General features: G+C 66.4%; 11 protein-coding genes and 1 pseudogene. 8 read left to right on the top strand and 4 right to left on the bottom strand.

Features of this window, described 5'->3' with window-relative positions:
* The first annotated feature begins 4 nt into the window (after window positions 1-4).
* The 7 genes from tmk to mazG all read left to right on the top strand — a co-directional run bounded on the left by tmk (window position 5) and on the right by mazG (window position 6279).
* On the top strand, window positions 5-670 hold the full coding sequence (tmk, locus tag VFT73_RS00620; RefSeq protein WP_326408177.1) for a dTMP kinase: 666 nt from the start codon (window positions 5-7) through the stop codon (window positions 668-670).
* Window positions 667-1674, top strand: a complete 1008-nt coding sequence (locus VFT73_RS00625; protein ID WP_326408163.1) for a DNA polymerase III subunit delta' — start codon at window positions 667-669, stop codon at window positions 1672-1674. Before tmk ends, VFT73_RS00625 begins: the two co-directional genes overlap by 4 nt.
* Window positions 1675-1691: 17 nt before the next feature.
* Window positions 1692-3221, top strand: coding sequence for a methionine--tRNA ligase (gene metG, locus VFT73_RS00630; RefSeq protein WP_326408164.1), 1530 nt, complete (start codon window positions 1692-1694; stop codon window positions 3219-3221).
* A gap of 98 nt (window positions 3222-3319) precedes the next feature.
* Complete coding sequence (locus VFT73_RS00635; RefSeq protein ID WP_326408165.1) at window positions 3320-4120, top strand: TatD family hydrolase; 801 nt, start codon at window positions 3320-3322, stop codon at window positions 4118-4120.
* The gene (locus VFT73_RS00640; protein ID WP_326408168.1) at window positions 4117-4881 is read left to right on the top strand and encodes an MBL fold metallo-hydrolase; all 765 of its coding nucleotides are present in this window, start codon (window positions 4117-4119) and stop codon (window positions 4879-4881) included. Before VFT73_RS00635 ends, VFT73_RS00640 begins: the two co-directional genes overlap by 4 nt.
* Window positions 4878-5489 carry a retropepsin-like aspartic protease family protein gene (locus tag VFT73_RS00645; RefSeq protein ID WP_326408169.1) on the top strand — a complete coding sequence of 204 codons (612 nt, stop codon included), beginning with the start codon at window positions 4878-4880 and terminating at the stop codon, window positions 5487-5489. Before VFT73_RS00640 ends, VFT73_RS00645 begins: the two co-directional genes overlap by 4 nt.
* Before the next feature lie 37 nt (window positions 5490-5526).
* Window positions 5527-6279, top strand: coding sequence for a nucleoside triphosphate pyrophosphohydrolase (gene mazG / locus VFT73_RS00650; protein WP_326408170.1), 753 nt, complete (start codon window positions 5527-5529; stop codon window positions 6277-6279).
* Here the strand turns inward: mazG and hflX are convergent.
* Window positions 6276-7562, bottom strand: coding sequence for a GTPase HflX (gene hflX, locus VFT73_RS00655; protein WP_326408171.1), 1287 nt, complete (start codon window positions 7560-7562; stop codon window positions 6276-6278). The genes mazG and hflX overlap by 4 nt on opposite strands.
* A 76-nt stretch (window positions 7563-7638) precedes the next feature.
* Here hflX and VFT73_RS00660 point away from each other — a divergent pair, with 76 nt between their 5' ends.
* Window positions 7639-8286 (top strand): biosynthetic peptidoglycan transglycosylase, encoded by a 648-nt coding sequence (locus tag VFT73_RS00660; protein WP_326408173.1) that lies wholly within the window; start codon window positions 7639-7641, stop codon window positions 8284-8286.
* A 4-nt stretch (window positions 8287-8290) separates the two neighbouring features.
* On the opposite strand, the pseudogene hfq reads toward VFT73_RS00660, so the two are convergent.
* The 3 genes and pseudogenes from hfq to VFT73_RS00675 all read right to left on the bottom strand — a co-directional run.
* Window positions 8291-8848, bottom strand: a pseudogene (hfq, locus tag VFT73_RS00665) (RNA chaperone Hfq); the annotation flags it as partial.
* Window positions 8849-8866: 18 nt separating this feature from the next.
* Window positions 8867-10249 carry a sigma-54 dependent transcriptional regulator gene (locus tag VFT73_RS00670; RefSeq protein WP_326408175.1) on the bottom strand — a complete coding sequence of 461 codons (1383 nt, stop codon included), beginning with the start codon at window positions 10247-10249 and terminating at the stop codon, window positions 8867-8869.
* A gap of 3 nt (window positions 10250-10252) precedes the next feature.
* The coding region (locus VFT73_RS00675; protein ID WP_326408176.1) for a sensor histidine kinase NtrY-like at window positions 10253-11834 on the bottom strand (1582 nt) is incomplete at its 5' end.

Consider the following 11834-nt stretch of genomic DNA (forward strand, 5'->3'; position numbering starts at 1 on the left):
GCGTCTGGGCCGCGATCCTGTCCTTCTTCGCTTGACCGTCAGGACACACCCTTACTTCATCAGCCTGGAGGGCGGTGAAGGCGTCGGCAAGTCGACCCAGGCGCGCCGCCTGGCCGAGGCGCTGCGCGCCCGCGGCCTCGACGTGCTGCTGACGCGCGAGCCCGGCGGCAGCCCGGGTGCGGAAGCGATCCGTTCGCTGCTGCTGGAGGGCGACGCGAACCGCTGGTCGCCCGGTGCCGAGGCGCTGCTGTTCGCCGCTGCCCGCGCCGATCATGTGGCGAAAACGATCGATCCCGCGCTGGCGCGTGGGCAGTGGGTGATCTGCGACCGCTTCGTCGACAGCTCGCGCGCTTATCAGGGCATTGCCGGTGAAGTCGGCGACGCCGCGATCCAGAATCTGCACCGGATCGGCAGCGGCGGACGCTTGCCCGATCGCACGCTGGTGCTGGCGCTTGGCGACGCCGCAGCAGCAGCACGGGCCGATGTGCGGGATGCCGGCCGCCCGGACCGGATCGGCGGCCGCGATGCGCGTTTCCATGCCCGAGTCGCCGAGGCATTCCGCGCAATCGCGCACGGCGATCCGGATCGCGTTCGCCTGATCGACGCCAATGGCAGCGAGGAACAGGTGACGGAGCGCTTGCTCGCCGCCCTTTCAGATCTGCTGTCATGACGTCACTTTTGGGCCATGATGCGGAAGCGGCTGCGTTCCTGTCCGCAATGCGTTCGCCGCGGCTGCATCATGCCTGGCTGCTGACCGGCCCGCGCGGGCTCGGCAAGGCGAGCTTCGCACGAGCCGCGGCGCTGCGGTTGCTCGCCGAAGCGACGGACCCGGACCTTGGCGGCAATGGGCTGAACGTCGATCCCGAACACCGTATCGCAAAGCTGTTCGCGGCGAAGAGCCATCCCGACTTCCGCCTGGTCGAACGCGAGCCATGGAAGCAGGACGAGATCATCCCCGAAATTGACCGCAAGGGCGACGAACCGCTCGCGCGCAACATCCGCGTCAAGCAGATCCGCATGCTTGAGCGGGTGCTATCGGTGTCGCCGGCGCTTTCGACCCGCCGCGCGATCGTCATCGACTCCGCCGACGATATGGAGCGGAGCGCCGCCAATGCGCTGCTGAAGAGCCTCGAGGAGCCGCCTGCCGGCACCGTTTTCTTCCTCGTCAGCCATATGCCGGGCCGGCTGCTGCCGACGATCCGCTCGCGCTGCCGCACGCTCCGCTTCGGCCCGCTTTCCGACGAGCAGATGCGCGTCGCGCTACGGCGCGCGCTGCCGGAGGCGGCAGCGGACGAGGTCGAGGCGCTGGTACAAGCGGGGGAGGGCGCACCGGGCCAGGCGCTGCGTTTCGCGGGCCTCGACATCGGCACGCTCGATGCGGCGCTGGAGACGATGGCGCGTACCGGCGATCCCTCGAACACAACTCGGGCCGCGATCGCAAAGTCGCTTGCGCTGAAGGCGGCGCATCCGCGCTACGAAGCGTTCCTTGAACGCGCGCCCGCTTTCATCGCGCGCGAAGCCCGCAGCCGCCGCGGTCCTGCGCTCGACCAGGCGCTCGATCTCTGGGCAAAGGCGCGCGACCTCGCCGCCAGCGCGATCGGCCTCTCGCTCGACCCGCAAGCGACTGCGTTCCAGCTCGGCAGCTACGTGGCGGCGCTTGCCGCGCAGGACTGACCCGCTAAAGGCGGGGCATGGCCGACCCCTTCTACATCACCACTGCCATCGCCTATCCGAACGGCCGTCCGCACATCGGCCACGCCTATGAAGCGATCGCGACCGATGCAGTCGCGCGGTTCCAGCGGATGATGGGCCGCGAGACTTTCTTCCTGACCGGCACCGACGAGCACGGCCTGAAAATGGCCCAGACCGCGCGCGACCGCCGCGTCGAGACACGCGCGCTCGCGGACGAAATGTCCGGATATTTTCGGGAGATGGATGAGACTCTTAACATCAGTTTCGACCGTTTCATCCGCACCACCGAACCAGCGCACCACGCCGCGAGCCAAGCCATCTGGAAGGCGATGGAAGCGAATGGCGACCTGTATCTCGGCCGCTACGAAGGCTGGTATTCGGTCCGCGACGAAGCCTTTTACGACGAGAAGGAGCTGGTCGAAGGGGAAGGGGGCGCAAGGCTCTCGCCCCAGGGCACGCCGGTCGAATGGACGGTCGAGGAGACCTGGTTCTTCCGCCTCTCCCGATATCAGCAGCCGCTGCTTGACCATTACGCGGCGAACCCGGATTTCATCCGCCCGGAGCGCAGCCGTAACGAGGTCGTGCGCTTCGTCGAGGGCGGTCTTGCCGACCTGTCGGTTTCGCGCACCAGCTTCGACTGGGGCGTCGAAGTCCCCGGTTCGGACGGCCACGTCATGTATGTGTGGGTCGACGCCCTCACCAATTATCTGACCGGCGCCGGCTATCCGCAGTCCGGCTACACCAATCGCTGGCCGGCCGATCTGCATGTGATCGGCAAGGACATCGCCCGTTTCCACGCCGTTTACTGGCCGGCCTTCCTGATGTCGGCAGGCATTGACCTGCCAAAGACGGTGTTCGCACACGGCTTCGTCCTTCATCGCGGCGAGAAAATGTCGAAGTCGACGGGCAACGTCGTCGATCCGCTGGAACTCGCCAGCCGCTACGGCGTCGACGCGCTCCGCTATTTCCTGCTGCGCGAAGTCGTGTTCGGTCAGGACGGCAGCTATTCGGACGAAGCGATCGTCACGCGCGCCAATGCCGACCTGTCCAACAGCTTCGGCAATCTCGCCCAGCGCGTGCTGAGTTTCATCGCGAAGAATCTCGGCCGCATGCCGGGCGAAGGGCGCGCCGAACCCGCCGACGCCGAGCTGCTTGCCACGATTGCGGCGACAACCCGCGACGAACTGCCTGCCGCATTCGAGCGACTCGCCTTGTCCGAGGGCTGCGAAGCCTGGATGCGTGCGGTGTTTGCCTGCAACCAATATGTCGACGCCCAGGCACCGTGGGCGCTGCGCAAGACGGACCCCGAGCGCATGGAGGCCGTGCTTCGCACGCTGCTGCTCGCGATCCGCGACCTCGCCGTCGCGATCCGGCCGGTAATCCCCGCCTCGGCCGACAAATTGCTCGACATGCTGGGCGCCGGTGCCCGCAGCTATGCCGATCTGAAAGACCGCAGCTGGATCGACACGGCCGAATTCCGCCCGCCGAGCCCCATCTTCCCGCGCCTTGAACTGCCGGCCGGCGCCTGATCGTATCCCAGCGAAAGCGGTGATCCAGAGACGTTTCCAGCAGCATTGCGTTTACGGACTGGATTCCCGCTTTTGCGGGAATGCAATAAAGGGTCTCCATGCTCACCGACAGCCACTGCCACCTGAACTACGAAGGTCTGATCGAGGATCAACCGGGCGTGATCGAACGGGCGCGCGCGGCGGGCGTGGGCACGATGCTCAACATCTCGACCCGCGAACACGAATGGGACGCGATCATCGCGACCGCCTCGACCGATCCGGACATCTGGGCCTCGATCGGCATCCATCCGCACGAAGCCGACGCGCACCCGGACGTCGACACGGCCAAGCTGGTGGCGAAAGCCGCGCATCCAAAGGTCATCGGCATCGGCGAAACCGGCCTCGATTATTATTACGACCATAGCGACCGCGGCCGGCAACGCGCGAGCTTCCGTGCGCATATCGCCGCCGCGCGCGAGACTGGCCTGCCGCTGATCGTCCACACCCGCGATGCCGAGGAGGACACGGCCGCGATCCTCGCCGCTGAAATGGGGAAGGGCGTTTATACCGGCGTGATTCACTGCTTCACCGCCAGCGGCGCCTTCGCCGATACGGCGCTCGACCTCGGTCTCTACATTTCGATTTCCGGCATCGTGACCTTCAAGAACGCGAAGGATCTCCAGGAAACCGCCGCGCGTCTTCCTGAAGACCGGCTGCTGATCGAGACGGATTCGCCCTTCCTTGCGCCTGTCCCGCATCGGGGGAAGCCCTGCGAGCCCGCCTTCGTCGCCGACACGGCGCGCTTTCTCGCCGACCTGCGCGGTACCAGCATCGAGACGCTGGCCGAGATGACCACGCGTAACTTCCACGCGCTGTTCACCAAGGCCTGTTCCGAGCGCAGTCGAGGGGTCGCTCGATGAGAGTCACCGTTCTCGGCTGCGGCACGTCCTCGGGCGTCCCGCGGATCGGGAATGACTGGGGCAGCTGCGACCCCGCCGAGCCGCGCAACGCCAGGCGCCGCGTCTCGATCCTGGTTAACACGACATCAACCACGATCCTGGTCGACACCTCGCCCGACCTGCGGGCGCAGCTGCTCGACGCACAGGTTTCGCACGTGGACGCGGTGATCTGGACGCACGATCACGCCGACCACGTCCATGGCCTCGACGATCTCCGCCAGCTTTTTCATCTCCAGCGCGCACCCATCGCCGGTTACGCGCGGCCGGAAACGATCGCCGTGCTGCGCGAGCGCTTCGGCTATGTTTTCGAAGGCGCGGACGGCTACCCGGCGACGGCCACGCTTTCGGAGCTTCGCGATACGTTGCGCATCGGCGACATTTCGGTCGGTGTCGCGGACCAGCCGCACGGCACCATCACCTCGGCGGGCTTGCGGTTCGAAGCCGACGGAAAATCAGTCGCTTACGCAACCGATTTCCACCAGATGACGGATGTGATGCGCACCCTATATTCAGGGCTCGACCTCTGGATCGTCGACGCGCTGCGGCGGCGTCCCCATCCGACCCACCCGCATCTGGGCGAAGTCCTGGGCTGGGCGGCGGAGCTGGCGCCGAAGCGGACACTGCTGACGCACATGGATAATTCGATGGACTACAATGTTTTGCGGGCCGAACTGCCGAACGGGATCGAACCGGCTTACGACAATCAGGCGGTCGCGCTGTGACCGGCGATCAGACCGTGCAGGTGCTGGGCGCCGTGATGATGCTGACGCTCGTCGGCTCCAGCCTGCTGACGCGCCGGCTAGCGATCGGACAAGCAGCGCGGATGGTCGCCGGGTGGCTGCTGATCTTCGCCGCCGTGCTTGTCGGCTACAGCTACCGGTTCGAGCTGAATGCCGTCGTGCAGCGCGTCGCTGGCGACCTGCTCGGCGAGCGCGGCCAGACGGTCGGCGGCACGCTGCGGGTGCCGATGGCGCCCGATGGCCATTTCTGGGTCCGCGCGCGGATCAACGGCCATGAACAGCGCTTCCTGATCGACAGCGGTGCGACGACCACCGCGCTGTCCGCCGACGCCGCCGAAGCGGCCGAGCTTGAGGTCGAGCGCGGCGGCTTCCCGATCATGATCAACACGGCCAACGGTACCGTTCAAGCCAAACGCACCACGATCGACCGCCTGACGATGGGTCCGATCGTTGCCAAGGATATGGCTGCGGTCGTGTCACCTGCGTTCGGGGACATGAATGTGCTCGGCATGAATTTCCTGTCCTCATTGGACAGCTGGCGCGTGGAAGGGCGGACGCTGATCCTTGTTCCGCACAAACCGGATATCTGAGTTTTGCTTTACATAATGTATATTATCGGGATTTGACATGGACGAAAGGGCGGCTCCCCTCGCGCTCGACCGGCTCGCGAAAATCATGGCGCGGCTGCGCGATCCGGACCGCGGCTGCGAATGGGATGTGGCGCAGACCTTTGCGACGATCGCACCGTACACGATCGAGGAAGCCTATGAAGTCGCCGATGCGATCGAGCGCGGCGATCTCGATGCGCTGAAAGACGAACTCGGCGATCTAGCGCTCCAGGTCGTCTTTCACGCGCGCATGGCCCAGGAACTGGGCGCGTTCGACCTGGCCGACGTGCTGACCGCGATCGCCGACAAGATGGAGCGCCGCCATCCGCACGTCTTCGGAAACGAAGACCATTCGCCCGGCTGGGAAGCCGTCAAGGCCGCCGAACGCGCCGACAAGGACGACCCGAGCGCGCTTGCCCATGTCGCCCGCGCGCTGCCGGCACTGCTCCGCGCCGAAAAGCTGCAGAAGCGCGCCGCGCGCACCGGCTTCGACTGGCCCGATCCCTGCGGTCCGCGCGCCAAGATTCTCGAGGAACTGGACGAGATCGCCGACGCGCCCGAGGACCAGCTGGAGGAAGAAGTCGGCGACCTCCTCTTCGCCGCTGTCAACTTCGCACGCCATCTGAAGATCGATCCAGAAGCCGCACTTCGCAAAGCGAACGACAAATTCGAGCGCCGCTTCCGCGCGATGGAGGCGATGGATGCGCGCTTTGCCGATCTAGACCTCGATGACAAGGAAGCGCTCTGGCAGAGGGCAAAGGCGGGCGGCTAGGCTCGCGCCCGGAACCGGTCCCAGTCGCGGTCGGAGAGTCGCACGTCGTAGGCGATCCGATCGCCGTCGATTGTCTCTTCGCCAATCACCTCGCCATGCTCGTGCAGCCAGGCGAGCGCGGCGCCGTCGGCGATCGGCACCTCGATGTGCCGCAGCCGGTTGGCCCCGGTCAGCCTGTCCGCGACCAGGCGTGTGAGCGTATCGACGCCCTCCCCCGTGAGCGCGGAAATCAGCATTACGTCGTCGCGCTTCGCGGCGTCCGCCTCTACCAGCGCACGCCGCTCCGGATCGAGGCTGTCCAGCTTGTTCCAGGCTTCGATCCGCGGCGCTTCCGCCCCGATCTCGGCGAGCACCCGCTCGACGTCCGCGCGTTGCGCATCGGAATCCGGATGCGCGATGTCGCGGACATGGACGATCAGGTCGGCCGAGATCACTTCCTCGAGTGTCGCGCGGAATGCGGCGACGAGCTGCGTCGGCAGGTCGGAAACGAAGCCGACCGTGTCCGACAGGATCGCCTTGTCGAGCCCCGGCAGCGCGATCTGCCGCATCGTCGGATCAAGGGTCGCGAACAGCAGGTTCTCGGCCATCACGTCGGCGCCGGTCAGCCGGTTGAACAAGGTCGACTTGCCGGCATTGGTGTAGCCGACCAGCGCGATCACCGGCCAAGGCGCGCGACGGCGGCGGTCGCGGTGCAGCGTGCGGGTGCGGCTGACCGTCTCCAGCTCGCGGCGAAGCTTCGCCATGCGGTCGCGGATCAGCCGGCGGTCGGCCTCGATCTGCGTCTCGCCAGGGCCGCCCAGGAAGCCGAAGCCGCCGCGCTGCCGTTCGAGGTGGGTCCAGCTCCTGACCAGCCGGCCCGCCTGATAATCGAGGTGCGCGAGCTCCACCTGCAGCCGACCTTCCGCCGTCGCCGCCCGCTCGCCGAAAATCTCGAGGATCAGCCCGGTGCGGTCGATCACCTTGGCTTTCGTCCCCTCCTCCAGATTGCGTTGCTGGACCGGCGTGATCGCGCCGTCGACGATCACGAGCTGCGCATCCTGCGCGCGCACCGCCGTTGCGATCTCCTCGACTTGGCCGCTGCCGAACAAGGTGGCGGGCTTGGGTGCCCGGACGCGGAACGCCAGCCGCTCCGTGACGTCGATCCCGATCGCCTCGGCCAGCCCCGCCGCTTCATCCAGTCGCGCAGCTATATCCCGCCCGTCCCCCTGGCGCAGCTCCGGATAGGCAATCACCGCCCGCGCACCACGCGCGAATTCGTCATAGTCGCGTTCGAAACCTGTCATTGAGATGCAGATAGGCGATCCCGACCCTCGTGCAACGCGCTCAGCCGCGCTAATCTGTTCGCGTGGGGGAAATGGCGTGAGAAATTTGCTGAAGTCGGGCGCAGCACTGCTGCTGGCGCTGACCGTCCTGTTTGCAACCTACGAAGCCTATGCTCTCGCTCGTGCGCGTGCCCACACGCCGGCAGTGCTGGTGCGAGCGGGACAGGGCGAGCTGCGCCTCGACGACCTCTCGCCTGCCCGGCTGCACGCACTGCTCGCTGTCGAGGATCCCGGCTTCGCTCGACATCACGGAATCGATTTCACGACGCCTGGGCAGGGTATGACCACGCTCACCCAGGCGCTCGTCAAAATCTTCTATTTCCATCACTTCCGCCCAGGTTTCGCGAAGATTGAGCAGAGCCTCATCGCCCGGTTCGTGCTCGATCCGGCAATGGCCAAGCCGGAGCAGGTGCATGCGCTGTTGAACCATGCGAATTTCGGCACATGGGACGGCCGGCCGGTGATCGGCTTCGTGGCGGCCGCCCGCACATATTTCGTCCGGTCGTTCGCTGCCCTGAGCGATCGCCAGTTCCTCAGCCTTGTCGCGATGCTGATGGCGCCCAATCGGCTCGATCCGCTGCGCCATCCTGCTGCAAATGCCGAGCGTGTCCGCCGGATCGAGCGGCTGCTTGCGGGCCGATGCCGTCCGGATGGGCTGAACGACGTCGCTTACCGGCGCTGCTGAACGCCTATTCTCCCTGCGCCTGTTCTTCCGCCAGGTTCAGCGGGTGCGCCGGCTGCACGGTCGAGATCGCGTGCTTGTAGACCAATTGCGTCTGGTTCTCGCGGCGCAGCAGCAGGCAGAACAGGTCGAACGCCGCCACTTCGCCTTGCAGCATGACGCCGTTGACCAGGAACATCGTCACCGGCTCTTCGCTCCGCCGCACCGCGCTCAGGAAGACTTCCTGCAGCAGCACCGGCTTCTTCTGGCTGTCGGCGAACGCCTTTTCGATCGGCGCCAGGTCGACCGGCGCCGCGGGCATCACCGTCGAGATCGCATGCTTGTAGACCAGCTGGGCGTTGCCGTCGCGGCGCAGCAGTACCGAGAAATTGTCGAACCAGGTGATGATTCCCTGCAACTTGACCCCTTTCACCAGGAACATCGTCACCGGTGTCTTGGACTTGCGCAGCGAATTCAGGAAAATGTCCTGCAGATTATTGACCTTGTCGGCCATCACTTGCCTCCGCTCTTTTGGCGGCTTCTCGGCTCCCCCTGTGGAAGCGTCCTTTGCATAACCTGAAAGCGTGGGACGGTCGAGTCGCCCTTATTCGTCGTCGCGGTTGTCAGCGAGGCCCAGCAGCTTCAGCTTCCGGTGCAGCGCCGATCGCTCCATGCCGATGAAGCTCGCGGTGCGCGAAATGTTCCCGGAAAATCTCCGGATCTGCACGCGGAGATATTCGCGTTCGAAGGTTTCGCGCGCTTCCCTCAGCGGCGCGCCCATCATCGCCGTGGCGGTGGCGTTCGACGCGAGCTGCGGCTGGTCGCTCAGCACCTCGGGCGGCAGCATGTCGATATCGATGCGGCCGATCCGGTCGCCCGGCGCCATGATGATCGTCCGTTCGACGATGTTGCGCAGCTGGCGGACATTGCCGGGCCAGTCATAGGCCTGGAGCGCGGCCATCGCATCGCCCGCCACCTCAGGCGTCGGCACTCGCCGCTCCGCCGCATAGCGGGCGACGAAATGATCGACGAGCGCCGGGATATCCTCGCGCCGTTCGGTCAGCGGCGGCAGGTGCACGGGCACCACGTTCAGCCGGTAATAGAGGTCCTCGCGGAACCGCCCTGCCGAAATCTCGTCGGGGAGCGGCCGCGCGGTCGCCGAGACGACGCGGACGTCGACCTTCACCGTGCGCTGACCGCCCACGCGCGCGAAGCTCTGGTCGGTCAGCACGCGCAGGATCTTGGCCTGGGTGGTGATCGGCATGTCGGCGATCTCGTCGAGGAACAGCGTCCCGCCATGTGCCTGTTCGAGCAGGCCGGGCCGGGCGAGCTCGCCCCCCTCCTCCACGCCGAACAGCTCTTCCTCGACGCGCTCGGGCGTCATTCGCGCCGCGCTGACGACGACGAACGGGGCACCGGCACGCGGGCTCCAGATATGGAGCAGCCGCGCCGCCACTTCCTTGCCGACACCCGCCGGGCCGGTGATCAGCACCCGGCTACCGGTCGCCGCGACGCGTTTCAGCGTCGCGCGGACCTGGTTGATCGCCGAGGAACTGCCGGTCAGCTCGTCGCCGCCGCCAACCTGCGCCTTCAGGTTCGCATTCTCGCGCCGCAGCCGCTCGGTCTCGGTCGCGCGACTGACGAGCAGCAGCAGCCGCTCCGCCTCGAACGGCTTTTCGATGAAGTCCGCCGCGCCGCGCCGCACCGCCGCGACCGCAGTGTCGAGGTTGCCGTGACCGGAAATGACCAGCACCGGCAGCGATGGATCGCGCCGCTTGATCTCGTCGAGCAGCTCCAGCCCGTCGAGCTTCGAGCCCTGCAGCCACACGTCCAGAAGCACCAGCGACGGACGGCGATCGCGGATCGCGTCCAGGGCGGCATCGCTGTCGGCGGCGCTGCGGGCGGTATAGCCTTCGTCTTCCAGCACGCCCGAGACGAGGTCGCGGATATCCTGTTCGTCGTCGACGATAAGTACGTCCAGCGCCACCTCCTAGCTCCGTGTCAGCGCGATTGGCGCGCGCTCTTCCTCGATTTCGGTCTCGTTATCGACCAGCGGCGCAAGCACCTGCGGATCGAAGGCCATAGCCACGATCGTGCCGCCTCCCTCTCTGTCCCGCAGCTCGATCGTGCCGAAATGCTCCTCGACGATCTTCTTGACGATCGCGAGACCGAGGCCGGTGCCCCGCGCGCGCATCGTGAAATAGGGCTCGAACAGCTGCCCGCGCTCGGCCGGCAGGCCGGCGCCATTGTCCTCGATCTCGATCGTCAGCCGATGCTCGTCCGGCTCGCCGATGCGCATCGTGATATCCCCTTCGACCGGGCCGGAGTCGCATTTGCGTTCGATCGCTTCGACGCCGTTCTTGACGATATTGGTCAGCGCCTGGCCGAGCTGACGTCGGTCGCAGACCAGGGTCGGCGACGGCTCCGGCGCCTCCAGCGTGAAACGAATGCCCGGATGCGCGACTTCGTGCAGGAACAGTGCCTGGCGCGCGATGTCAACGATGGCTTCCGCCCGGAACATCGGTTTCGGCATCCGCGCGAACGACGAGAATTCGTCGACCATCCGTCTCAGGTCGCCAACCTGGCGCACGATCGTCTCGGTCAGCCGGTCGAAGGTCGAGCGGTCGTTGCCGATATCCTTGCCGTAACGCCGCTGCAGCCGCTCGGCGGCGAGCTGAATCGGCGTCAGCGGATTCTTGATCTCGTGCGCGATGCGGCGCGCGACGTCGGACCAGGCGGCGCGGCGCTGGTCGAGCAATTGCTGGGTGATATCGTCGAACGTCAGCACCGATCCGCCGTCGCTGGCGACGATCTTGACCGCCAGCGTGCGCGGTTCGCCGCCGCTGGTCAGCTGCACGACTTCCTCGCGGTCCTGCCCGTCGAGCAGCGCGGCGAGTTCGGGCGCCACCGTGTCGAGCTTCTGTCCGACCGCATCCTCGCCGCTGTTGAGCAGCTCGGCGGCCGAACTGTTGATCAGACGGATCGCGCAATCCTGGTCAACCGAGATCACGCCCGCGGTCACACCCGACAGCACCGCTTCGGTAAAAGCGCGCCGCTTGTCGAGCTGGTCGTTGGCGCTGACCAGCTGCAGCGTCTGCTCCTCCAGACGCCGGGTCATCCGGTTGAACGCATTGGCCAGCGTGCCGATTTCATCGCGTTCGCGCGGTGTGTCGACGCGTGCGGACAGATCGCCTGCCGTCACCTTGCGCGCGGCATCGACCAGTTCGCCGACCGGACGCACCAGCCGGTCCGCAACCCGCAGCGCGATCCACACCGCCGCCGCGGCAATCAGCAGCGAAATCAGCAGCAACGCCGCGTTGAAGCGGATCTGGAGCGATCGGGTCCGGTCGAGCAGTGCGTTATAATCGCGCAGCACGGCCTTGGCGCGCGCGCTCTGCGTCAGCGCCTGCGGGTCGGAGATACGCGACGCGTAGAGATAGGTGTTTCCCGACGGCATCAGCTTGGTGACCGCCTCGATCCGATCGGGGCTGTCGGTCACCACCACCGGCTCGCCGCGGGTCAGGCGCAGAACGACGGCCGGGGAAACGCGCTTTTCGACCGGGCGCGCATCC

This window comes from Sphingomonas sp. (assembly GCF_035758555.1).
GTDB lineage: Bacteria > Pseudomonadota > Alphaproteobacteria > Sphingomonadales > Sphingomonadaceae > Sphingomonas_B.